Consider the following 22,751-nt stretch of genomic DNA (forward strand, 5'->3'; position numbering starts at 1 on the left):
ATCGGCGAGGACACCGCACCAGACAGTTAGTAGGTTGCCTTGTTGAAAGCCTGCCTATTTCTCGGCTTGTCTTGGAAGCTGATCGGGCGCGCCGTCACCTAAACGACGCACGTCATGCATTGCTTGCACCATGCAAAACGACACTCTCGACTGGCCCTTGCCCGCCCACCGTCGCGGGACCTTACGCGGCATGGATGCCGCGTAAGAGCCTACATGGACGTACTTGCGGCGTGTCCCGCGACGGTGGGCGGGCAAGGGCCCTGCAGCCAACTCGCAGCGTCGAGGGCGCGGCGCCCTCACCGCACCAGATAGCTGGCCGGCTGTTTTATTGAACGCCATGCGCACCGACCATTCGCTGACCACAACGGCGTCTCGATTCTGCTTGCTTTCAGAACGTTGCCGAGGGTGCAGCCGGTATCTCGCCTTGCGCGCCGTGCGCACTCGTGTTTCCCGCCTCCTCGGCCTGCAGCTGCGCATGCAGGATGCGGCGGATCTCCAGAATCGCCTGCGGCGTTTCCTGCACGCTATGCCAGGAGGTCACTACCAGTTCCGACTCGGCGCCCTGCAGATGTGCGCTGCGATACGGCACCAGACCATCGTCGGAATCGGCCAGCGGCACCTGCGGTTTTTCGCGCCCGACGATGGTGTGGTAATGCACCTGTGGGGAGATCGGCAGGTCCATGCTGGCGCGCACGAACGGGTCGGTATCGCGCAGGTTGTCGATGCTGGTCGGCGGCAACAGCCGGCCTTTGCGTCGCGGGCCGCCGCCCTGCCCGTCACGCTCGCTGTTGGCCAGGTCCTGCAGCACATCGCCGAAGCGATCCAGCAAGGCGATCGGCAAACGCACCAAGCGGCCGACGAAGCGCCCAAGCCCACCTTCGGCCAATGGCGTACCGCGATGCGGCGCGGCAATGAAGATGGCGCGGTCTACCTGCGGCAGTGGCGAAAAATGCAGCAGCGGCGACAACTTCGCGCGCACGCGTGCGCCGCGCTCGCCTTCCAGCCGGTAGTTTTCCAGCAATGAATTCCACAACGTGTCGCCGGAAGACGACACCAGCAAGCGCCCGATCACCCCGCCCATGCTGTGGCCGATCAATACCATGTCGTGCGATGCGATGGCCGTGCCGGCCGGGTCGAAGTGCTGCAGGCTGCGCTCCACCAATGCCTGGATTTCCGCACGGTTGACCGCGACCGGCGCGTTGGTCGGGTAATACACCTGCCAGATCTGGTAGCGCTGGCGTAGCGTTTCATCGCCCATCACCTCGTTGGCCACATTGACCCAGGCTTCCGGGCTGCTGGCCAGCCCGTGCAGCATCAGCAGCACGCGTCGATCGGGATCGTAGGGCTGCATCAGATACAGATGCGGGCGATCGATACCGCGCGCGCTGCCCAGCATCGACCGCAACGACTGCGCAGCGAAGCCGGATTTGGCCAGCCACAAGCCATAGGCCGCAGTGAAGTTGGCCGCCAGCGGCACGCGCTGATCGTGCAACACCACTTCGTTCTGGCGATACGGGTCGTACGGCACCACGGTGGCGATGTTGCCGCGTAGCACGGCATCCAGCGTCTCGCCTTCGAAACGCAGCAGCAGCGTGGCCGGTGCGTACGGCATCTCGCTGAAAGTGGGCAACGGCCGCTCTGGCGATGCGACTGCAGTGGCGGCTTGTTGCAAGGCCAGCCCGGCAGGATCGCCGACCACTTGCGGGTCCACCTCGGCCACCAGCTCGGCCACCAGCTCGGCACCGAAGCCATCGCGCCGATAGGAGCTGCGCAGCCCATTGAAGCGCAAGGCCGAGGCGGCGAAGATTGCGCGTGGCGTGTTGCCGCCGCCCGGCAACCGATACGCAGACATGTCGATCGCCACCTGCCAGCGGCCCAAGGTGGTCGGTTCGCGCTCGTTTTGGCCGGTCTGCTGCGCGCGTGCGAACAGGCGTTCGATCACCTGCTGCACGGCGTAGTTGTAGTAGTCGCGCACCTGCGTCTGGCGATTTTCGAACGCACGTGCACTGGGCGGGCGGGCGCTGAAAAACAGGTACGCGTACGCATGCCGCGCGGCTTCCAGCCAGGCGTCGACTGCAGCGTCGCTCATCGTTGTCGGGTCGCGCCCGCCTAATGCAATCGCATGCGCGGTCCATAGCTCGGCTTGCGTTGCCAGACGGCGCTCCTCGCCGATGCCCGCCACGCTGGTGAGTTGCTGCAGGCATGGCAACGGGTCGCTGCGGCAGGCCTTGGGTTGCAGCCCGGCCACCTGCTGGGTCTCGCTGCTGGCCTGGCTCAACGCGCCGGTGCTGAGCACATCCCCGCGCGTGCGCGCGATGTAATCGCCGCTGCTGTGCGATTGCACCGTGACCATGGCGCAGCCGCTCAGCAACAGGCTGCCCAACACACCCGCCAACACTGCAGCGGTGCGGCGTCCACGCAGGCGCGACGTCACCGGGGTGCGCTCGTGACGGCGGCTGGCGCCGGGGCCTGCGGCATGCCGACACGGATGCGCTCGGAGAAATCTGCCGCCGTATCGGCTGCGATCGCACGTGCGGTGAAATGCCCGCGCTGCTTCAAGGTGGCAAAATCGTAGCCGGGCAGCAGGCCCTGATGATCGTAGGCGTATGCGTCCACGTAGCCGGACAGCAGCAGGCGATGATCCAGCGGCAGCGTCGGCTGCAGTTGCCGCGCCAGCGCAAACACAATCGTGGTGCAGTTGCTGGTGAGCGTGTTGTAGAACGCCGGGGCGCGATTCAGGTCGTTGGCCATGCGCACATAGCCCATGAACATGCGGCGCAGACCGGCCTTGGGAATCGCCAGCCGATATAGATACATGTCCTCGCCACGCACGTTGGTGCGCACGCGCAAAATGTCGCGCTCGTCGGCGGCCACCAGGGTTTCTTCGAAGCTGCGGAAAAACCCGCCCAATGCCGAAAACGACTCGCCGCGTTCCTTGCGAATTTCCAGCGAGAACACCACGTGCGAGCCGTCGTCGAAACCGAACGACACCAGCGTGTGCGCAATGGCAGGCCCCATCCAGTACGACAGCGCCAGATCGGCGCTGACCAGACGATCCAGATCGTAGCGCCGGGTTTCCCAACGCGGCTGGTAGTCGGTTTCGCTCTGCCAATCGAAATTGCGCACGTTGCGCAGCGTCACGATGTTGCCGTGCACTTCGGGCTGCAGCCGCTGGGCGACATCGTCGGCCCAGTCGCGGTCCTGGCTGGGCTGCATCATCCACCACGACACCGCCAGCACCGCAAACGCCGCACTGAAGATGCCCACCAACGCCCAGTTCTCGCGGCCACGGCGCAGGCCCCACAATGCCGCCAGCGCCATCGCGCACCACGAGCCCACCCAGGCCGCGCGCACGAACGCATTGCCAGTGATCGCGAAGTAGATCGCAAGTCCACCCCATAGCGCGGCCAGCACCAGCGCCACGCGCAGCGCCCAGCGACCGAGGCGGGACCGCGTGGCCGGTGTCATCTGGTGCCGCCTTCCGGTACCTGCATGCCCAAGGCGTGCATCAGCAGATCGGCCGAGCGATGGGCAAGCCGTTTGCGTTCGGATTCGTCATTGCCACGCAGGCAACTGCCCAGCATGTCGATCACCAGCAGCAGCTGCTCGTCGTCGACATCGGCGCGGCACAGGCCGGCGTCGCGGGCACGATGCACAAACGGCAGGAAGATGCGCACCACACGCCGGTCGGCCGCTTCCACGGCCGGGTGTGCGCGTTCGATCGAACGCCAGAAATCCACCAGCGGTGCGGATTGGGCGATGTGCTCGGCCACGTCGTGCAGCAGCACGGCCAGCCCGTCCGGGCGCTCGCCCAGATCGGCGGCGAGCCGTTCCAGGCCGTCCAGGCCACGGGTCATCAACGCGGTCATCAGCGCGAGCCGATCGGGGAAATTCCGGTACAGCGTGGCGCGGCCAAGGCCGGCACGTTCCACCACCAGTTCCAGCGGGGCATTGACGCCGTGTTCGCTGAACACTTCGTCGGCGGCATCGAGTATCTGCCGGCGGCGCAGCGCGGCATCAGGGCGGGGAGTCGTCATGGCGGCATTATCGGACAGATTTGTCCGGTAACGCCAGAGTCCGCTTGACGAATCCGCACCCTCTCCGACCAACGGTCTGATCAGACGGTCTGACCAGGCCGCCGGATTCGACCGTCGGATCCGACGGCCGAGCCAGCAGACCGGATCAGCCGGTGTTCTGCACGCCTTGCGAGACGCCGTTGACGCAGGCGACCAGTGCGCGCAGCAGCTCGTCGTCTTCGCCATCGGTGGCACGCCAGCGTTGCAGCAGATCCACCTGCAACACGCTGATCGGGTCGATGTAGGGGTTGCGCAGGCGGATCGACAAGGCCAGTCGCGGGTCGTGCTGCAGCAGCGATTGCTGCCCCGTCAACGCCTTCACCCAGCCCTTGGTCAGCGCCAGTTCGTCGCGAATGCCCGGGAAGAACCGCTCGTGCAGGTCACCCGACAGCCGCGAAAACAGCTCGGCAATGTTGAGATCGCCCTTGGACAGCACCATCGCCACGTCGTCCAGAAAGGTGCGGAAGAACGGCCAGTCCTGCGCCATCTCGCGCAAGGTCTCTTCATGTCCCGCATCCACTGCCGCCTGCAGGCCACTACCCACGCCATACCAGCCCGGGATCACCGCACGCGCCTGGCTCCACGCGAACACCCATGGAATCGCGCGCAGATTGGACAACGCCGCGTCCTGGCCGAGCCTGCGCGACGGGCGCGAGCCCAGGGTCATGCGTTCGATCACGTCGATCGGCGTGGCGCGGCGGAAATACTGCATGAAATCCGGCGCGCCAACGAACGCGCGGTACGCGACAGTGCTTTGTTCTGCGACCAGATCCATCACCGGCCGCCAGCGATCCTCGCGCGGCTCGGGCGCACGCGGGCGCAGGCTGGAGAGCAGCACCGCGCCGGTCATCTGTTCCAGCGAGCGCAAGGCCAGCGCGCGAATGCCGTACTTGCGATGGATTACCTCGCCCTGTTCGGTGACACGCAGACGGCCATCGACACTACCGCGCGGTGCGGCATCCAGCGCGCGGCTGGTCTTGCCGCCGCCACGCGCGATCGAGCCGCCACGGCCGTGGAAGAACGTCAGTCGCACGCCCAGCTCGGCCGCGGCTTCAAGCAATTCCACCTGCGCGCGCTGCAGGCCCCAGCGCGAGGCAGTGATGCCACCGTCCTTACCGCTGTCCGAGTACCCCAGCATCACCATCTGGGTGTCGCCGCGCGCGGCCAGATGCTGGCGATAGACCGGGTCGGCGAGCAGATCCTGCACGGTGCCGGTGCCGCCGCGCAGATCGTCCACGGTTTCGAACAGCGGCACGATATCCAGCGGCACTGCGCCAGCGTCGTCGACCAGGCCGCCGCGTCGCGCCAGCGCGAGCACGGTGAGTACGTCGGCGCGGTTGTGCGCCATCGAGATGATGTAGCTGCCCAACGCATCGGCGCCGTGGCGGCTGCGCGCATCGGCGAGCGCGGCGAATACCGCATCCAGTCGTGCATTGCCTTCGTCGGCCACGCGCGGCAGCACCTGTTCGCCGGAGGCATACGGGCCGAGCAATGCGGCGCGCTGCTTGGCGTCCTGGTCGTCCCAATCAGCCTGGCCCAATGCGTCGGCTACCGCGCGCGCATGCACGCTCGATTCCTGGCGCACATCCAGACGGGCCAGATGAAAGCCGAACGTGCGCACGCGCCACAACAGGCGGCGCACCGCGAACCAACCGGCGTGCAGCCCCTTGTTGGCCTGCAGGCTGTCCAGGATCAGCTGCAGATCGTGTTCCAGCTCGGACGGTGCGGTGTAGGCGCCCTTGGCATCGTCCAGCGTGGCCTGCAGACGCGCGCGCATCAGATCGTTGAGCAGGCGATACGGCATGTCGCCATGGCGCGGACGCGAGCGTGCGGCGTCATCCGGCATCAACGCGCGGTAGCGCTCCAGTTGCTCGGTCAATGCCGCGCTCACCGCCACCAGCGTGGTCGACTGGCTGAGCAGGCTGGCCAGTTGCCACAGCTCGTTCTGGTAACGATCCAGCACCGCGCGTCGCTGCGCATCCAGCGTGCCGGCGATGGTGGTGGCATCCACATTGGGATTGCCGTCCATGTCGCCACCCACCCAGGTGCCGAAGCGCAACAGCCGCGGTAGGGTCGGCACGCTGCCGTAGGTTTCTTCGATGGCGTGTTCGAGGGTTTCGTACATCACCGGCACCACGCGATACAGCACCTGGGTGAGATAGAACCCCACATGCTCGCGCTCGTCTTCCACGGTGGGACGCACCGGCGAGGAATCGGCGGTCTGCCAGGAGGCGGTCAAAGCCATGCGGAAGCGCGCCGCATCGGTGGCGCGCTCGTTGGGCGTGCGCATGCCATCGAGGTTGTCGACCAGGCTGGCGACCATCAGCTGTTCTTTTTCCAGCAGCGCGCGCCGCACCGCTTCGGTGGGGTGCGCGGTGAACACCGGCTCCACGTCGATGCGCGGCAGCCACGCACTGAGTTCGTCCAGTGTCACGCCCTGCGCCTTGAGCCGGCGCAATGCATCGTGCAGGCCATCCGGCTGCGGGGTGTCGGTGCTGCTGCGCTGGTACTCGCGGCGGCGGCGGATGCGATGCACGCGCTCGGCGATGTTGACCACCTGGAAATAGGTGCTGAAGGCGCGCACCAACGACTCGGCTTCGCGCGGCTCGCGCCCGGTCAGTTGCTCGCTCAGCGTGGACGGCGGTGCATCGCCCTCGCGCCGCGCAATCGCCGTGGTGCGGACATGTTCGATCTCTTCGAGGAATTCCGCAGAGACCTGCTCGGCGAGCAGATCACCGACCAGTGCACCGAGCCGACGCACATCGTCGCGCAAGGCAAGATCGGGGGTAGCGAACACAAGACTGCTGCGGTACTCGTTCATCGGAAACGCACACCCTCTTCAAGCGCAAAGTCGTCGAAGACTAACCCAAAAGGATTAGATGGTTGCGACAGCCGCGACGGTTTCAACACGAACCATCGTGTGCCAGTGCCCCCTACCGATGGCTCTCGTAGGAGCGCGCTGGCGCGCGATGGGGCTTTCCCGGTAATGCCCCATCGCGGGCAAGCCCGCTCCTCCGCGGTGTGGCTGTCCTGGTCATGCCCGGTCGCGCCCAGGTGCGCTCCTACGGGTGATCGCGACAATCGTGTTGACGCCGCAGCGAATCTTCCCGGGACGCGCGGCGGCCGCATCCACCGTAGGAGCGCACCCGGGCGCGACGAAGCTTTATCGGTGATGCTTCATCGCGCGCGAGCGCGCTCCTACGGGTGCCAGCGCACTCTCGATCAACGCGTGCGCGTAGCGCCGGTCTCCTTCACCCACTGGCTCGCCGAGATTGGTCTTCAACCACTGCTCGCTCTCGGCCAGCATCTGCAGGATCGACTGCCGCGCACGGTAGGCATGCGACTCGTTGGGCAGCATCACCAGGCGCGCGTTGCCACCCAGGCCCTTGATCGCAGCGAACATGCGCTCGCTCTGGATCGGGAAAGTGCCGGTGTTGTTGTCGTCCTGGCCGTGGATCAGCAGCAACGGGTCCTTGATCTTGTCGGCGTAGTTGAACGGCGACATTGCCTGATACACCGATTGCGCCTGCCAGTAATTGCGTTCTTCAGCCTGAAAACCGAATGGCGTGAGCGTGCGGTTGTAGGCACCACTGCGCGCGATGCCGGCCTTGAACAACCGCGTATGCGCGAGCAGATTGGCGGTCATGAAGGCGCCGTACGAATGCCCACCGATGGCGATGTGCTCGCGGTCGGTGACACCGCGTCGCACCACTTCGTCCACGGCGGCCTGCGCATCGGCGATCAACTGCGGCACATAGGTATCGTTGGGCTCGGCATCGCCTTCGCCGACGATCGGCATGGTCGGGTTGTTGAGCACCACATAGCCGATCGCCAGAAACGCCTGCGGTCCCCAGTAGCTGATCGCATTGAAGCGGTACGGCGAATCGGTGACCTGGCTTGCGGTGTCGGCACTCTTGAACTCACCCGGGTAGGCCCACATCAGCAGCGGCCGCGGGCCATCGCGCTTGGGGTCGTATCCGGGCGGCAGCAGCAGCGTGGCGGTGAGGTCCACGCCATCGGCGCGTTTGTAACGGATCTGCTCCTTCTGCACGCCGCGCAACTGCGGCAAGGGATGCGCGAAATGCGTCAACGCACGCGGCGCAGGCGCTGCATCGCCCAGCGCCTGCACGAAATAGTTGGCCGGTTCTTCAGGCGATTCGCGGCTGAGCAGCAACTGCGTGCCTTGCGCATCCAGCAATGCCAGCGGCGCGGAATAGGTCGGTGCCTGCGAATGGAACAGGCGCGTGGCGCGTTTGCCCTGCAGATCGAAGCGGTCCACGAACGGGCGATCGCCTTCCGGCGAGGCGCCCTTGCCGAGCAGGAACAGGCTGTTGCCATCGGCACCGGTCTGCAGCAGCGCGCGGCCCTTGCCATCGGCCACCGTCGCCGGCGTGCCGGGGTCGTTGTAGCGGTCCTGCGAGGAACGGTCCCACAGCAGTTCGGGTGCGCGCTGCGGCTGATCCGGTGCGATGCGCCACCGTTTGGTGCGGCGGGTCTTCCACCAGCTCTCGCTGAGGATGGCCAGATCGCCCCGGCCCCACTGGATGCCGTCAAAACGGCTGCCCAACTGCGCCAGCGTCACCGGTGCACGCGCGAACGGCGCGGCCTGCATCAGCACCGCATCGCGGATCTTGCTGGCGCGTGCCGGGTCGCCGCCGTCCTGCGCCTCGGCCCAGACCAATGTGGCCGGTGCATCATGCCGCCAGCTGATGTCGCGCACGCCGGTGGGCACGGCGTCGTTGCCGGTCGGCAGGCCTTCCACCAGCGGCAGCTTGGCGATTTGCCGCACCAGCTTGCCCTGGAGGTCCAGCACCTCGATGCGACGCGCGAAATGGTCCGCCGGCACCACATACGAGAACGGCCGCTCGCTACGTTCGCTCAGGATGTAACGGCTATCCGGCGACACCGACAGGTTGAGGTAGATACCGGGCGCGGCGAGCGGGCGCACCTGCCCGCTTACGCTGACGATGATCGGCTGGCCGGTGGCGTAGTACTCGAATACGCGCGCATCGGCCTCGTTGCGCAGCAGGTCCTGATAGGTCGGCAGCGAGCGCACGCCGGCGGCAGCGCTGGTCTGCTGGGTCGCAGGACCGTCCGGCACCGCATCGCGCGTGGGCGGCGCGCCCTGCCCTGCCACTTGCTGCTGAACCAGCAGCCCGCTGCCATCGGGCAACCAGCCCAACTCGTCGTTGACGCTGGTGTTCAAGCCGGCCACCAGACGCCGCGCCTGCCCGGCCGCCACATCCACCAGCCACAGCTCGTTTGCACCGCTGGTCGCATCCTCGCGGCGGAACGCCAGGTAGCGTTGATCCGGCGACCAGCTCAACGTGGCCAGCGACAGTGGCGACGGCAACCCGGCGATCTGCCGCTCGCTGCCGTCGGCTACCGACAGCAGCCACAGCTTGGTGGCGAAGGCAAACCGGCTGGCCGCATGGGTCTTGGGATGGACGCGCAGACCAGCCAGCTTCAGCTCGGGCTGGGCCACTTCGGCGATATCCGGCAGCGCCGGCATTTGCAGCATCGCAGCTAGATCGCGTTTGGGCGAGATGTGCAGCAGCGGCGCGCGCGGGGCGTCCACCACCGCCTGCAGCGCCTTCGAGGGCAGTTGGTACCCGCTGGCAGCCGCAGTGGGCTGCGCAGCCGGCGTGCTGGCCGCCGATGCCAGCAGCGGCGCGCTCAGCGCCAACACGCCCGCCCACACCCACGTGTACTGCCGCCAGCCCTGCGCATTCTGCTTTGCCTGCATTGTCCGTCCCCGGTCTCGATCGACCCTGGACCATAGCAGCCGTTGGTCGGCGACTCCCCTGCCGTTGGTTGGGGGTCATGCAGTCCAATTCATGCCGGAGGGGGGTGCTGCCGATATAATCAACGCTCTCGTCGAGGGGCGCTGCGACCGGTATGGCGGACTGATCCGCCAACTGCACAAACCGTGCAGGCAATACGGCCAGGCTCGACAAGCATTCATCGTTCAACGGCGCCCCGAATTGCAGACATTGATCTGCTTACCGGAGCTATTGCATGAACGCTGTCACGAAAATCGCCCCACATACCGACTACAAGGTCGCCGACCTCTCCCTGGCCGATTGGGGCCGCAAGGAGCTGGACATCGCCGAGCACGAGATGCCGGGCCTGATGTCGATCCGCCGCAAGCATGCGCAGAGCAAGCCGCTGAAGGACGTACGCATCACCGGCTCGCTGCACATGACCATCCAGACCGCCGTGCTGATCGAAACGCTCAAGGACATCGGTGCCAACGTGCGCTGGGCCTCGTGCAACATCTTCTCCACCCAGGATCACGCTGCTGCCGCGATCGCGGTCACCGGCACCCCCGTGTTCGCCTGGAAGGGCGAGACGCTGGAAGAGTATTGGGACTGCACCCTGGACGCGCTGACCTTCACCCTGCCCGACGGCACCCAGACCGGCCCGGAGCTGGTGGTGGACGACGGCGGCGACGTCACCCTGCTGATCCACAAGGGCTATGAGCTCGAAAACGGCAGCACCTGGGTCGACGAGCCGGCGGCTTCGCACGAAGAAGGCGTGATCAAGGCGCTGCTCAAGCGCGTAGCCGTCGAGCGTCCGGGGTACTGGACCCGCGTGGTCAAGGACTGGAAGGGCGTCTCCGAAGAGACCACCACCGGCGTGCACCGCCTGTACCAGATCGCCGAAGCCGGCAAGCTGCTGATCCCGGCCATCAACGTCAACGACTCGGTCACCAAGAGCAAGTTCGACAACCTCTACGGCTGCCGCGAGTCGCTGGCCGATGGCCTGAAGCGCGCGATGGACGTGATGCTGGCCGGCAAGGTCGCCGTGGTCTGCGGTTACGGCGACGTCGGCAAGGGCAGTGCCGCCTCGCTGCGCGCTTATGGCGCCCGCGTCATCGTGACCGAGATCGACCCGATCTGCGCATTGCAAGCGTCGATGGAAGGCTTCGAGGTCAACACCATCGAATCCACACTGGGCCGCGGCGACATTTATGTCACCACCACCGGCAACAAGGACATCATCACCGTCGAGCACCTGCAGGCGATGAAGGACCAGGCCATCGTGTGCAACATCGGCCACTTCGACAACGAGATCCAGGTCGATGCGCTGAATGCACTCAAGGGCGTGGAGAAGATCAACATCAAGCCGCAGGTGGACAAGTACGTGTTCGCCAACGGCAACGCGATCTTCCTGCTGGCCGACGGCCGCCTGGTGAACCTGGGCTGCGCCACCGGCCACCCGAGCTTCGTGATGTCCAACTCGTTCGCCAACCAGACCCTGGCGCAGATCGACCTGTGGGAAAAGCGCGACAGCTACGAGAAGAAGGTCTACATCCTGCCCAAGCACCTGGACGAGGAAGTGGCCCGCCTGCACCTGGAAAAGATCGGCGTCAAGCTGACCACCCTGACCAAGGACCAGGCCGATTATCTCGGCGTGGATGTGGCGGGTCCGTACAAGCCGGATCATTACCGCTACTAAGTTTCAGCCGTGGGACGGAAGAAACCCTCCCTCCCACGGCACCTTGGAGAATCGCATTGCTGAGCAACAGTCAAGTCACCCGCCTCGGAGAACGACTCAGGGACGGCGTTGACGATGCAACGGCACTGAGCGAGCTTGAGGTTCACCGATCTGGGTTTATTCCCGCATACAACCATGTACTCCGGATTTTGAAGGAAAAACTATTCCTCTCAGCGACAGGGCGGTTCAAATCGACTATTTCTATCGTTGAAAAACTTCGTCGCGGAAGCTCCCGGCTTTCTCAAATTCAAGATATTGCAGGCTGCAGGGTCATCACCCGGTCGCTTGCAGAGCAACTTCAAGTCGTGGATGGACTGACGCAGTGGTTCGACAATACACGCGTCGTAGAACGTACGATTGAGACAAGCAACGGTTATCGCGCGACACATGTCCTGATCAGAACAGAAGGCAAGACAGTCGAAGTTCAAGTGCGAACGCTGATACAAAATTACTGGGCGAGTATTTCTGAAAGAATGGCTGACCTCCATGGACAGGAAGTCAAGTATGGTGGTGGGCCAAACCACCTGCTGCGGCATCTGCTCGAACTCGCCGCATCACTCGAATCGACTGAATTAGCAAACGAACGCTACGCCAGGGCAAAATTGGAACTATCCCGTGCGAAAAGAAAGAGGGTTTCAAATGAAGAATGGGCATCAATCAGAAAAGAAGAGCAACAGGCAAAGCGCATCTTTGAAGCCGCAATGTCCCGCGCTAGAGTTCTTATTAATAGCGAAATTTTGAGGGGAATCTGAGGATGTTTTACCTTGTCCACTACAACCGCAAATCGAGAAGCGTGGTACGACTGACGGAGTATCGCGACGGCACATCCGCTTCAAAGGATAAACTCGCAGTCGAAATCGGATTGGCAGGACAGCACAATGGGGATGAGATCGTCGTTCTTGAAGCTAATGACATGTCCGACTTGAAGCGAAGCCACGGCCGATACTTCGACGACCTCTCCAAGCACCGCCGCTTCGACAAAAGTGCAGGCTAAGACGCCCCGGTCAACACGGGCCCAACGCGCAACACCTTTCCGCCATGCACGTCGACGGCGGCGGGCATTGACTTGGCATCGCCTTGCGTCAGCCGACTTGGCGCGCCTTACAGGCCCGCTTTATCGATCTCTCCCCGCCCACTGAGTGCCTGCGCGGCGACCCTGACAGGCAAGACCACGCTTTATCGCCAGTTCGCATTGGCCTCCCAGAACGCAACGCTGCGCCGGTAGGCATCGCGATCCAGTGGCGTGCCGGAGCCGCCTTCTTCCACGCCCAGTGCGTTGCGCAACATCGTGATCGGCGCCATCGGAATTTCCTCCGGCTCGGTGGTATAGAGGCAACCGACCACGCCCCAGTCGGCGTCGATCGGCGAGCCTTCCTTCGCCAGCTGATCGCGGCTATACAAAATCGGCAAGAGATACGCGGCCACCGGCGGTTCGACACCTTCGAACCAACGCACCAGCACCGCCAGTTCCTGGGTGCTACGCGCTTCGTAGCCGGAACGCAGCAGGTGGCGATTGTCGTCAGTGATCGGCGCGGTGAGGCAGCGGGTCGAGGTCCAGTTGCGATGCACATGCAGCCGGCAGAACGGCGCATAGCCGTCGATCACGCGCACCGGCACTTCGTCATTGAGCCGCTGGATGAACTGCTCGGGCGTGCAGTCCTTGATGGCGTTGCCGCGACCACCGCGCGGGAACAGGCGGGTACGGGCGAACGGCGTTAGAACGATCGACATGGCAGTGTTGGAGGCGACAAAGACCGCCAGGGTAGCGTGCAGCCTCGCACGCGGCCACTTACCAGATCAGATCGTCCGGCACCTTGAACTGGCTGTAATAGTCATCGTCGCTGTCTGTCGGTGCCGGGGCACTGCCGCGGCCATGGTCCAGCACCACGGTGTCCGCATCGCGACTGTAAACCTTGTCGGCTGCTGTGCGTGGAATCAGCTCGAAGCCGTCGCCGTGGCGTGCGATCACCAGTGCGCCACTGGCCAACTGGCTGCGCAGCGTGGGATTGACCAGCACGCTGCGGATGACGCTGCCGTCGTTGAAACGGTAGTCGATCTCGCCCTCGCGCTTGACCTTGCTGGTCTCCACGATCTGCCGGACCTGGGCCAGCAGTTCCTGCCGCCGAAGTTGCACCTTGCGCTCCTCGGCCAGCGCGCGATCGCGTTCGGCGCGCTCGGCCTGCAGACGCGCGGTGTCCACCTTGTCCACGTCTGCCGGCGCCACCGCAGCACCCTTGGCGTGGCGTTGCTTGAGCTGCTCACGTGCGACCTTGTCCACCTGAGCCTTCTTGACCAGGCCAGCCTTGAGCAGTTGTTCTTGCAGTGGATTGCGCATGGGAATGGGTCGGCAGGTGGGTATGCGCATAGTTTAGCGGCCAGCGCGTGGTCCTGGTGTTCGGCTCGCTTACCGGGGCATCTGCTTCATCCGCCGGCCATGCCTGGACAGCACGCGTCATCCCCATCCCCTGCCGGCGCGCGGGGCACGTCTTTGGCGTCGTTGAGTTGCGAGACAATCCAGGCGAGTACGCCACACGCCACTGTTCTCATCGCACGACAAGGTGATCTGTAGCGCACCTTTGAACTTGAAAATACGCCTTCATGGTGCGATCGACACAGTGCCTCTGCCGCGTCATCGCGTGCGGAGGATTCTATCTCCCGAATAATTTGCGCAGTTTTCCTATGTTTTCAGTAACGCTCGCACATGTGATGCGGCAACGCAGAGGGAGCGAAATATCGCAGCACCATCAACGCGCGCTCGCGTTCAACTCGCATTGATTGAAAAAAGAAATCTCGCGACTGCAACGAAGCCGCTTGTTCGCCGGACCTACGGGGGCAACTCGATGCATGCAGTGTCATCAGCACATCGCATGCGCCGCAGCTATCCCCCGATGAGGCGACGCCGCCTTGCTTCAGGCAGCGACGCCTCAGTCTCGATGAACTGTGCAGCAGACCGGAGCAATGCGATGCCTCTCTATTTCGTGCGCCATGGTGAGTCGCTCGCCAACGAACAGAACTATTTTGCCGGTGCGCAGAACTCACCGCTCACGCCGCTCGGCCGTCGCCAGGCACAGCAGGCAGCACGCTACGTGCGCCAACGCGCATTACGTTTCGACGAAGTGCATGTGTCCACATTGGAGCGTGCACAGGCCACAGCGGCCATCATCTTGGAGGGTGCGCAAGGCAACCCGCAGGTGCGCTCGAGCGCCGCCTTGGTGGAGCGCGATTTCGGCATTTTCGCCGGCAAGAACAAGACCTTGATCAAGAAGTCGATCGGCCACCGTCTCTACGACGCCTGCTTTCACGACGCTGATGGAGCGCCACCCGATGGCGAACACTGGATGGACATGTATGCGCGTTGCAAGCGCTACTACGACACCGTGCTGGCCCCGCTGGATCGACAAGGCAAGCAGGTCCTGGTGGTGGCGCACAAGTACATCGTCGAAGTGTTCGCGCTGATTGCCTCTGGCCTGCCGCCTGCCGAGTACATCGACTTCCGCCTGCCCACTTCGCGCCCGCTGTCGTGGGACGAACTCAAGCAGATGACGGCACGCAGCTCCTCGCGCATGAATTATCTGGGCGAGCAGACCGAGATCCACCTATTGCAATGGATGTTGCTCGCGGCAATCAGCGGCTTCGCACTGTCGTGCCTGGGCGTCAGTCTTCCGCATGTCGTCACCACTACCGCCATCGTCGCGCTGCTGGCAGCGAATGCCTTCTTTCTGTCGGTACGTATCGAACCGGGCGCACTGCGCCTGACCCAAGGTCCGGAAAACATCGCGCTCAGCATCATCAGCGTGGCACGCGCACTCGTTGCCATGTTCCTGCTCACACACTTCCAGAACGAATGGATCCATGTGATCGGCTTGCTGCTGATCGTGCCGCCCGCCTTGTCGGTACCGACCTTCTCGCTGGCGCGCGGTGGCGATTACTTTTTTGCGGCACGCTACACGCTGGTGCTGTCGATCCTGCTGCCGGTGCTGTTATTGGTCTTGTATGTGGACCACCGTGAAGTACTGGGCAACGCGCATGCGCTGGAGCGCTTCTTCGTGGTGCTGTTGCTTGCCTTGGCGCTACCCTCCTTGCTCGCACAGGTCTGGCGGCGTGCGCGCCCGATCGCAGCCGGCAAACTCGCAACCAACTGGGGCTGGGTTGGCTCATTGACGATGGTGCCGATGGCCTTGCTGGTCTCGCTGCGCGCCGACGGAGCGGCGCTGGCCGATGCATTGCTGCATGGTGGCTGGCGGGCATGGGCTGCACTGCTGCTCCCATTTACGCTACTGATGGCATGCCGCGTGGGCAGCGCGTTGTATCTGCGCGTGCACCAGGCGATGACCGGCAAGCGCATCAGCGCCGCCATCGCCTCGGACATCCATCTGCTGCAGACCTCGCCCAATATCTTTTTGTGGCTGAGCCTGTTGCTGCCCGGCACGTTTGCGCACGCGCCCACGCTGGTAGCCGGTACGTTGCTGGGCTTCTTTGCGTTTGCGCTGCTGGACGAGGCATGGGTGGTTAGGCGTTTCCGCGCGCAGATCGCACCTGCGATGCGCAAGCTTGCGAGTCGTTCCACTTCAGCCAATGGCGTGACCACTACCGCCACTGTCGGGCAGGACAAGGCGGTGCTGGACAGTCGCTGAGACATGCCGGCAGCAGAAGTGTCGACCCGAGGCGTTTGCTGCCGATTCGCTGGGATACGCGCGTGGAAAAGCGCGGTCTCTGACGCAAAAAAACACCGGCCAATGGCCGGTGTTTCCAATGCTGCAGGACCCTGGAGAGCGCGACCGACTACCAGGCAAACGGCGCGGTAACCTTGCGTGCAGCCAGCAGAAACGCGTCGGCAACGTGCACGAATGGCGCGACATCCACCTCCGACTCGCCGCTGCGCACCAGCTGCACAAAGCGCCGATACAAGCCGTCGTACTCGCCTGCCACATCCACTGCCTGCGGCTGCCCATCGATGCTGAGCTTGGCACCGCCCTCGCTGAGCATGAGCAGGCCTGCGGTGGTTTCCACCTCGATATCCCAGCGCTGATGACCGGTTTGCAGGAAGTCGAATTCGGCCGTCACCGGCACACCTGCGGTATCGACAAAGGCGAGCTTGGCGTATAGCGGTGCCTGGCGGTTTTCCGGCGTATGCAACTCGGCCTCGCGCAGCGCGAAGGGGCGTGGCAACAGATGCGTGACGATGGACAACGCATTGATGCCGGGATCGAACACGCCCATGCCGCCCGGCTCCAGAATCCAGTCCTGCCCCGGATGCCAATGGCGAATGTCTTCTTTCCAGGTGATGTGCGCGCGCAGGATCTGCTTGTCGGCCAGCCACGCCCGCGCAGGCTCCACAGCGGCGGCACACCGCGAATGCCAGCTGGTAAACAGGCTACGTTGCGCACGCTGCGCCACTGCACGTAGATCATCGATTTCTGCGAGCGTGGCGGCGGGGGGTTTTTCCAGGAACACATGGCGGCCAGCGCTCAGCGCGGCTTGGGCAAGCGCATGACGCCCGACCGGTGGCGTGCACAACGCCACTGCCTCGATCTGCGGATGCGCAGCAAACGCCTCTTCCAACGTGTGATAGGCCGGCACGCCATCGACCGTGCCGTGACGGCTCACGGTGGCGACCAGCTGCACATCCTCGCGCGCGGCGATGGTGGGCACATGCTGGTCACGAGCGATCTTGCCGATACCGACAAGGGCAATGCGCAATGCGTCTGGATGCTTCATCGAAACCTTCGTGCTGATGTGGAAGTGACAGCGCCGCTTCGATCGCATGAAGCAAGCGATTGCGCGAGGCCAACGCGGCAATGGCGCAATGCAGCTCCGCAGCCCTGCAAGCGAGCACGCAGTGTACGGTCAGGGTGCGGCTCGCCGCGAGACATCGCTCCTGCTTGTTTTGCTATACCTGCGACGCGTGGTGGCCGCGCAAGAACGGCCATTGCTGCGCGCTTTACGATGCCGTGCTCGGCGCGCTCGGCTATGTGCGGGTGTGGTCCGATCTGGAGCCGGCACGCTCGATCAGGCGGTCGCGTACGGCCGGCCAGGCGGCGAAGACAGCCTGGCGTTGAAGCAGTGGGAAGCCGGCATCTGCTGGATTGATCCATACACCAACCTGCTTGGGTGCGCATTGCAATGCGCTATCCGACAACATCCCGCCGCGACAGGAGTCGCCTGCCTGACACGCGCGCATGCCAGGCAGCTGACCGCAGGCAGTCACATCTCCAGCACCACCTTGCCCAGGTGGCTGCCCTGTTCCAGATAGCGATGCGCCGCAGCGGCCTCGCTCAGCGGGAAGCGCTTGTCGAGCAGCACGCGCAGCTTGCCCTGCGCGATCCACGGCCACACCACGCGCTCCACTTCCGCCGCCAGACGCGCCTTTTCGTCGACACTGCGCGGGCGCAGCGTCGAACCGGTGAGGATCGCCTGCTTGCGCATCAGCAGCGGAATCGGCACCTCGATGGTCGAACCGGCCTGCGAGGCGATGTAGACGATGCGTCCGCGCGGATTGAGCGCCTCCAGGGTATCGGCGAACACCGCAGCGCCCACCATGTCGAGCGACACATCCACACCGCCGTGCGCCTTGGCCACGGCGACAAACGATTCGGTGGTGGAGTCGATCGCCACATCGGCGCCCAGTTCGCGCGCCTGTGCCGCTTTGCCTGCCGAACGCGCGGTAGCCAATACACGCGCGCCGGCGGCCTTGGCCATCTGGATCGCGGTGACGCCGATCCCGGAGGTGGCGCCATGCAGCAACAGCCACTCGCCGGCCGCGAGCCGGCCGTGCTCGAACAGGTTGGCGTAGGCGGTAAAGATGGTTTCCGGTAATGCGGCGGCGTGCACCAGATCCATGCCGGCCGGAATCGGCAGCACATGGCGCGCGTCGACCGCTGCGTACTGCGCGTAGCCGCCGCCGCCCAGCAATGCACACACGCGATCGCCCACTTTCCAGCGACCGGCCGGCTCCACGATTTCACCTGCGATTTCCAGGCCAAGGGTCTCCGGCGCGCCGGGCGGCGGCGGATAGTGGCCGGCACGTTGCAGCAGATCGGGACGATTGATGCCGGCGGCGTGCACGCGGATCAACACGTGCCCCGGCGCGGGACGCGGACGCGGTTGCTCGCTGACATACAGCGCATCCGCATCGCCCTTGCCATCGCGGATGGCGATGGCGGTCATGGTGGTGTCGCTCATGCAAGGCGCTCCGTAGAAAGTGCGCCCAGTGTAGGCATGCAGGCGTCAACGTTTGGCGCAGGTGGGCAGCGATGCTGCGCAGCGCAAGACCCCATGAATCGCCACGCGCGCCTGCACTGACGCGGACGCGCATGGCACGCATCACTCCTCGCTGGGAGCGACGCCCTGGTCGATGTACTGGCGAATCGCCTCGAACACCTTCGAGGTGCCGTCGTCCTGCCCGGACGGCAGGCGCGCAGCGAAGTCGCTCAGCAACTTGTCGCCATCCACACCGGGTTGCTCGGCCAGGGCGAGCGCCAGGTCGCCGACGCTGCGCGCCAGCGCAACCCAGATGCGGCCCAACGATTCGGCGATGACATCCATTTCCTCTTCTTGCATGTTGCGCTCCGATCAAGTGGCGTGGGGTCTGGAAGCTTACCGCGTGCGATAGATAGTGATGCCCTCGCCCAAGCAGCCGCAGCCATGCGGATATACGCTTGCACCCGGATGCCCCCATAAAGGCGAACGCGAAAATCGGGACGCCCGCAACCAAATATGCATTCATCGCGATGAAGCGATATTATGCCCGCACGCTCTGCCGGACCCGCCGCGATGACGCATCTCAGTTTCGAGTTCTACCCGCCCAAGACCGATGACCAGCGCGCGCAGCTGGACCGCACCGCGGCCAGGTTGAAGGGCTACGCGCCGGAATACGTGTCGTGCACCTTCGGTGCCGGCGGCTCCACGCTCAGCTACACCTCCGAGACGGTGCGTCACCTCAAGCAGAAGCATGGCTTCGAAGCCGCCCCGCATCTGTCCTGCGTCGGCGGCAGCCGCCAAGAAATCCGCGAACTGCTCAAACTCTATCGCGCGATCGGCTGCACCCGCATCGTCGCGCTGCGCGGCGATCTGCCCTCGGGCATGGGCCATCCGGGCGACCTGCGCTATGCCTGCGACCTGATTGCCTTCATCCGCGCCGAACACGGCGATGCGTTCCGTATCGAAGTCGGTGCGTACCCGGAAACCCATCCGCAGGCCACCGATGCGCTGAGCGATCTGCGTTACTTCAAGGCCAAGGTGGATGCCGGCGCCGATGCGGCGATCACCCAGTACTTCTACAACGCCGATGCGTACTTTCATTTCCGCGACACGGTGCAGCGCATGGGCGTGGAGATCCCGATCATCCCCGGCATCATGCCGATCTCCAATTTCTCGCAGCTGCGGCGTTTTTCCGAGCAATGCGGTGCGGAGATTCCGCGCTGGATCGGCAAGAAGATGCAGTCCTACGGCGACGACGCCGATGCGGTGCGCGCCTTCGGTGCGGAAGTGGTGGCCACGGTGTGCGAACGCCTGATTGCCGGCGGCGCGCCGGCCCTGCACTTCTACACGCTCAACCTGGCCAAGCCGACCACCCAGGTGTTGCAACTGCTCGGGCGCTGAGTGCGGGCTTTGCGCGCGCGTGCGCTGCTGGCGTGCGTTTGGCCGGCCTTGCATCACAACCACAGCACGTCGCACACCGATGCGCAGGTCCTGATGCGCACGCGTGCTGCCGAGGTTGAACGCGTGACCGGCCGGTATCGCATGCACACCTGCGCGCGCACGTATCTCGCCAGCTCACACGCCCCCGGCTACGCTGCGCCGATGCGTCCACTCCTGCTGCCTTTGTTGCTGTTGTTCTGCCTTGGCTCCGCCACGCGTGTGCAGGCGCAGGAGATCCGCCGCTGCGTCACGCCGGATGGGCAGACGATGTTCACCGACCGCCGCTGCGAAGACGTCGGCGCCGCTTCGCGTCCGCCACCGGCCACCCGCACACAGGGCAACACCGGCCTGTATCGCTACGGCTGCCCGCGTCGGCTGAGCGAACTGGTGTCATTGCTGCAACTGGCGGTAGACAGCCGCGACGTCAACCGATTGTCCAGCCTGTACCTGTGGAGTGGCCAGTCCGATGCCGCTGCCAACCAGGTCTTGAGCCGCCTGGAAGCCATCGTGCAACGCCCGTTGCTGGATATCGTCCCGATGTACCCGCAAAGCGAGACACCAACCTGGGAAGCCGAGGCCGGCAGCACAGCCACAGCCGCTCCATCGTTGGACGGCAGCGCCATCGACGCCCCGCTTCCCGCAACTCCAAGCCGCCCACGACCGTGGGGCCTGCGCCTGGAACAGAACCTCCCCAGCGGCACGCCCGCACGCAGCGTGCTGCGCCTGCGCCGGCAGTACAACTGCTTCTGGGTGACGTTTTAAAGCCGCTCACAAACGACTGCACTCATCGCCCGGCGGTCGCTGCCAGCGCTCGGAATCGGCATCTACCGCGCTGTGATGCCCTCCACACCTGCCTGACGACTGCTCGCTACACACTGTCAGCAGTTCTCAAATTGGCAGCGAGATTGCATCGGTCTATCGCACGCGTGGGCTGCCATGACCGTCTCTGCTTCGAGCAGCCCTCTCAAATGACGTTGCCCGCACGTAGGCACACAGCTGGCCAAACGCTTTCAGACTAAGCAGCAAACCGACGCATGATCTCTGCAACCGCTTGCTCTGGACTCAGCACCGCGCTGTCGATCACCCAATGCGGCTCGGTCCAGGCTACATAGTCATGCGCAAGTACGGACGACCACTCCGGCGTGCGCAGTCCGGGGATTTCGCTGTGCCGCGATTCCACGCGCTGCCGATGAACGTCGCGATCGCTGCACACTACTTCGATCTCCAGCAAGCGGCTCTGCGTGCGACGCGCCACGTCACGCCATGCTTCGCGGGTGACCGGCAAGGGATTGACGCTATCGGCGACCACCACCTGGCGTTGGCGCAGATTCGCCTCTGCAATGGCGTAGGCAATCAGATAGCCAGCCGGCCCGACGTCGTGGGCGAGTACACCGCTGTCGCGCAGCGCCTGCTCGATGCTGTCGATGCGTAGATACATCGCATTGCAGTGCGTGAGCAGCCGCTGTGCAATGGAACTCTTGCCGACGCCCGGCAACCCGCCGAACACCACCAAGGTCGCCGACGGCGCAATCACTGCGGCCAGAGCGAGCGAATTGCCGCAATGCCTTGCGCGCCATGCGAGCGTGCTTCACACAGGTCGTCGATCTGCATGCCGCCGAGTGCGTAGATCGGTAGCGAGACCTGCTCGCGCAAGGTTTCGAAACCGTCCCATCCCAACGGTGTCGCACCCGGATGCGAGGTCGTCGTCTGCACCGGACCCAGTACCGCAAAATCGCAGCCGAGCCGCTGTGCATGACGCAGGTCTTCCAGCCCGTGGCACGAGGCGGCAACCAGCTGTTCGGCCGGCAGCGGGCGCTCCTGCAGTGCGGCCAATTGCTCCGATCCCAGATGCACGCCGATGCCGAGTTCGCCGGCCAGCGCGATGTCGCGATTGAGCAGCAACTGCGCGCGCGCACGACCACGCAGGCGCATCACCTGTTGCAGCAGTGCCTGCCAGCGCGCCGGTTCGGCCTGCCGCGCGCGCAACTGGATGCGCGTAACGCCCTCTTGCAGCGCACGCTCCAGACCTTCCAGCCACAGCATGTCGTCGTCCGGTTCGGGCGTGATCAGATAGCGGTCGGGCTGGCGCAACGCCCCCACTACCGGCACATCGGCCGGCGGCATCGAATAGCGCGTCAGCTTGTCTGTGGCCACCCAGGTCATTGCCTGGCCCTCGCGCCCGCGCGGGCTGCCTTTCCATGCGGTGATGTGGCGCACTTCCAGGCGCAACCGCTTGTCCGGGTACAGCTGCGGCACGTCCATCAGCCACTCGCCCACCTGCGCCTCGATACCGAGCTCTTCATTGAGTTCGCGCACCAGCGCCTGTTCGGAGGTTTCGCCGGGTTCGCGCTTGCCGCCCGGGAACTCCCACAGGCCGGGCATGTCGCGGGTCTCGGTACGGCGGGTCAGCAGGATGCGGCCGCGGGGGTCGGTGATCACGCCGGCAACGACGTGGATGGATCTTAGAGAATCGGGCATGGGCACAAGAGTGCCGCGAGTGAGTCGTTCAGTGCAATCGCTTGAGGGCGGGGAATG

The 22,751-nt window shown here is 64.6% G+C and carries 17 protein-coding genes, 2 pseudogenes and 1 riboswitch; of the genes and pseudogenes, 7 read left to right on the forward strand and 12 right to left on the reverse strand.

From position 1 onward, the window contains the following. Positions 1 to 388 precede the first annotated feature (388 nt). The 5 genes and pseudogenes from NDY25_RS06155 to NDY25_RS06175 form a co-directional block, all read right to left on the reverse strand. The gene (locus NDY25_RS06155) at positions 389 to 2,353 is read right to left on the reverse strand and encodes an esterase/lipase family protein (RefSeq protein ID WP_256627973.1); all 1,965 of its coding nucleotides are present in this window, start codon (positions 2,351 to 2,353) and stop codon (positions 389 to 391) included. Positions 2,354 to 2,430: 77 nt separating this feature from the next. Further along, positions 2,431 to 3,468, reverse strand: a complete 1,038-nt coding sequence (locus tag NDY25_RS06160) for a DUF4105 domain-containing protein (protein WP_168957063.1) — start codon at positions 3,466 to 3,468, stop codon at positions 2,431 to 2,433. Beyond that, on the reverse strand, positions 3,465 to 4,037 hold the full coding sequence (locus NDY25_RS06165; protein WP_006450143.1) for a TetR/AcrR family transcriptional regulator: 573 nt from the start codon (positions 4,035 to 4,037) through the stop codon (positions 3,465 to 3,467). The genes NDY25_RS06160 and NDY25_RS06165 overlap by 4 nt, the downstream gene beginning before the upstream one ends. A gap of 145 nt (positions 4,038 to 4,182) precedes the next feature. Further along, positions 4,183 to 6,897 carry a phosphoenolpyruvate carboxylase gene (ppc, locus tag NDY25_RS06170; protein WP_168957064.1) on the reverse strand — a complete coding sequence of 905 codons (2,715 nt, stop codon included), beginning with the start codon at positions 6,895 to 6,897 and terminating at the stop codon, positions 4,183 to 4,185. 401 nt (positions 6,898 to 7,298) lie between these two features. After that, positions 7,299 to 9,822: pseudogene (locus NDY25_RS06175) on the reverse strand (S9 family peptidase). 127 nt (positions 9,823 to 9,949) lie between these two features. Continuing rightward, positions 9,950 to 10,063: riboswitch (S-adenosyl-L-homocysteine riboswitch) on the forward strand. Positions 10,064 to 10,094: 31 nt separating this feature from the next. Here NDY25_RS06175 and ahcY point away from each other — a divergent pair. The 3 genes from ahcY to NDY25_RS06190 are packed head-to-tail and all read left to right on the forward strand — an operon-like array spanning position 10,095 to position 12,570. Next, entirely contained in the window at positions 10,095 to 11,537 is a 1,443-nt protein-coding gene (ahcY, locus tag NDY25_RS06180; protein WP_168957065.1) for an adenosylhomocysteinase, read from the forward strand. Positions 11,538 to 11,593: 56 nt separating this feature from the next. Beyond that, positions 11,594 to 12,328: a hypothetical protein gene (locus NDY25_RS06185; protein ID WP_168957066.1), complete on the forward strand. Its 735-nt coding sequence runs from the start codon at positions 11,594 to 11,596 to the stop codon at positions 12,326 to 12,328. A 2-nt stretch (positions 12,329 to 12,330) separates the two neighbouring features. Next, positions 12,331 to 12,570 (forward strand): hypothetical protein, encoded by a 240-nt coding sequence (locus NDY25_RS06190; protein ID WP_146094702.1) that lies wholly within the window; start codon positions 12,331 to 12,333, stop codon positions 12,568 to 12,570. 182 nt (positions 12,571 to 12,752) lie between these two features. Here the strand turns inward: NDY25_RS06190 and NDY25_RS06195 are convergent, their stop codons facing one another. Together NDY25_RS06195 and NDY25_RS06200 are read right to left on the reverse strand one after the other, a co-directional pair. Further along, positions 12,753 to 13,307, reverse strand: a complete 555-nt coding sequence (locus tag NDY25_RS06195; RefSeq protein WP_168957067.1) for a DUF3228 family protein — start codon at positions 13,305 to 13,307, stop codon at positions 12,753 to 12,755. 58 nt (positions 13,308 to 13,365) lie between these two features. Then, positions 13,366 to 13,911, reverse strand: coding sequence for a DUF2058 domain-containing protein (locus NDY25_RS06200; RefSeq protein WP_168957068.1), 546 nt, complete (start codon positions 13,909 to 13,911; stop codon positions 13,366 to 13,368). Between the two features lie 628 nt (positions 13,912 to 14,539). On the opposite strand from NDY25_RS06200, the gene NDY25_RS06205 reads away from it, so the two are divergent. Further along, entirely contained in the window at positions 14,540 to 16,210 is a 1,671-nt protein-coding gene (locus NDY25_RS06205; RefSeq protein ID WP_256627838.1) for a histidine phosphatase family protein, read from the forward strand. Positions 16,211 to 16,358: 148 nt separating this feature from the next. On the opposite strand, the gene NDY25_RS06210 is transcribed toward NDY25_RS06205, so the two are convergent. Continuing rightward, positions 16,359 to 17,294 carry a Gfo/Idh/MocA family protein gene (locus NDY25_RS06210; RefSeq protein ID WP_168957069.1) on the reverse strand — a complete coding sequence of 312 codons (936 nt, stop codon included), beginning with the start codon at positions 17,292 to 17,294 and terminating at the stop codon, positions 16,359 to 16,361. 164 nt (positions 17,295 to 17,458) lie between these two features. Between NDY25_RS06210 and NDY25_RS06215 the strand changes: the two are divergent. Further along, positions 17,459 to 17,640: pseudogene (locus NDY25_RS06215) on the forward strand (hypothetical protein); the annotation flags it as partial. Between the two features lie 140 nt (positions 17,641 to 17,780). On the opposite strand, the gene NDY25_RS06220 reads toward NDY25_RS06215, so the two are convergent. Both NDY25_RS06220 and NDY25_RS06225 read right to left on the reverse strand, forming a co-directional pair. Next, positions 17,781 to 18,758, reverse strand: coding sequence for an NAD(P)H-quinone oxidoreductase (locus NDY25_RS06220; protein WP_168957070.1), 978 nt, complete (start codon positions 18,756 to 18,758; stop codon positions 17,781 to 17,783). Positions 18,759 to 18,899: 141 nt separating this feature from the next. Further along, complete coding sequence (locus NDY25_RS06225) at positions 18,900 to 19,136, reverse strand: hypothetical protein (protein ID WP_023903043.1); 237 nt, start codon at positions 19,134 to 19,136, stop codon at positions 18,900 to 18,902. A gap of 213 nt (positions 19,137 to 19,349) precedes the next feature. Here NDY25_RS06225 and metF point away from each other — a divergent pair, with 213 nt between their 5' ends. Both metF and NDY25_RS06235 read left to right on the forward strand, forming a co-directional pair. After that, on the forward strand, positions 19,350 to 20,177 hold the full coding sequence (gene metF / locus NDY25_RS06230; RefSeq protein ID WP_168957071.1) for a methylenetetrahydrofolate reductase [NAD(P)H]: 828 nt from the start codon (positions 19,350 to 19,352) through the stop codon (positions 20,175 to 20,177). Positions 20,178 to 20,318: 141 nt separating this feature from the next. Beyond that, on the forward strand, positions 20,319 to 20,978 hold the full coding sequence (locus tag NDY25_RS06235; protein WP_256627974.1) for a hypothetical protein: 660 nt from the start codon (positions 20,319 to 20,321) through the stop codon (positions 20,976 to 20,978). Between the two features lie 253 nt (positions 20,979 to 21,231). On the opposite strand, the gene NDY25_RS06240 is transcribed toward NDY25_RS06235, so the two are convergent. Together NDY25_RS06240 and NDY25_RS06245 are read right to left on the reverse strand one after the other, a co-directional pair. Beyond that, the gene (locus NDY25_RS06240) at positions 21,232 to 21,750 is read right to left on the reverse strand and encodes a P-loop nucleotide/nucleoside kinase family protein (protein ID WP_168957073.1); all 519 of its coding nucleotides are present in this window, start codon (positions 21,748 to 21,750) and stop codon (positions 21,232 to 21,234) included. Next, positions 21,747 to 22,694 (reverse strand): Nudix family hydrolase, encoded by a 948-nt coding sequence (locus NDY25_RS06245; protein ID WP_168957074.1) that lies wholly within the window; start codon positions 22,692 to 22,694, stop codon positions 21,747 to 21,749. The genes NDY25_RS06240 and NDY25_RS06245 overlap by 4 nt, the downstream gene beginning before the upstream one ends. Positions 22,695 to 22,751: the final 57 nt, after the last annotated feature.

The organism is Xanthomonas hortorum pv. pelargonii (genome assembly GCF_024499015.1).
In the GTDB taxonomy this organism is placed as follows: domain Bacteria; phylum Pseudomonadota; class Gammaproteobacteria; order Xanthomonadales; family Xanthomonadaceae; genus Xanthomonas; species Xanthomonas hortorum_B.

Coding starts and splice junctions, on each gene's coding strand:
- NDY25_RS06225 (WP_023903043.1), bottom strand. CDS start 19,136: ATGCAAGAAGAGGAAATGGATGTCATCGCCGAATCGTTGGGCCGCATC.
- NDY25_RS06210 (WP_168957069.1), bottom strand. CDS start 17,294: ATGAAGCATCCAGACGCATTGCGCATTGCCCTTGTCGGTATCGGCAAG.
- NDY25_RS06155 (WP_256627973.1), bottom strand. CDS start 2,353: ATGGTCACGGTGCAATCGCACAGCAGCGGCGATTACATCGCGCGCACG.
- NDY25_RS06165 (WP_006450143.1), bottom strand. CDS start 4,037: ATGACGACTCCCCGCCCTGATGCCGCGCTGCGCCGCCGGCAGATACTC.
- NDY25_RS06160 (WP_168957063.1), bottom strand. CDS start 3,468: ATGACACCGGCCACGCGGTCCCGCCTCGGTCGCTGGGCGCTGCGCGTG.
- metF (WP_168957071.1), top strand. CDS start 19,350: ATGACGCATCTCAGTTTCGAGTTCTACCCGCCCAAGACCGATGACCAG.
- ppc (WP_168957064.1), bottom strand. CDS start 6,897: ATGAACGAGTACCGCAGCAGTCTTGTGTTCGCTACCCCCGATCTTGCC.
- NDY25_RS06200 (WP_168957068.1), bottom strand. CDS start 13,911: ATGCGCAATCCACTGCAAGAACAACTGCTCAAGGCTGGCCTGGTCAAG.
- NDY25_RS06205 (WP_256627838.1), top strand. CDS start 14,540: ATGCCTCTCTATTTCGTGCGCCATGGTGAGTCGCTCGCCAACGAACAG.
- NDY25_RS06220 (WP_168957070.1), bottom strand. CDS start 18,758: ATGAGCGACACCACCATGACCGCCATCGCCATCCGCGATGGCAAGGGC.
- NDY25_RS06245 (WP_168957074.1), bottom strand. CDS start 22,694: ATGCCCGATTCTCTAAGATCCATCCACGTCGTTGCCGGCGTGATCACC.
- NDY25_RS06235 (WP_256627974.1), top strand. CDS start 20,319: ATGCACACCTGCGCGCGCACGTATCTCGCCAGCTCACACGCCCCCGGC.
- ahcY (WP_168957065.1), top strand. CDS start 10,095: ATGAACGCTGTCACGAAAATCGCCCCACATACCGACTACAAGGTCGCC.
- NDY25_RS06190 (WP_146094702.1), top strand. CDS start 12,331: ATGTTTTACCTTGTCCACTACAACCGCAAATCGAGAAGCGTGGTACGA.
- NDY25_RS06195 (WP_168957067.1), bottom strand. CDS start 13,307: ATGTCGATCGTTCTAACGCCGTTCGCCCGTACCCGCCTGTTCCCGCGC.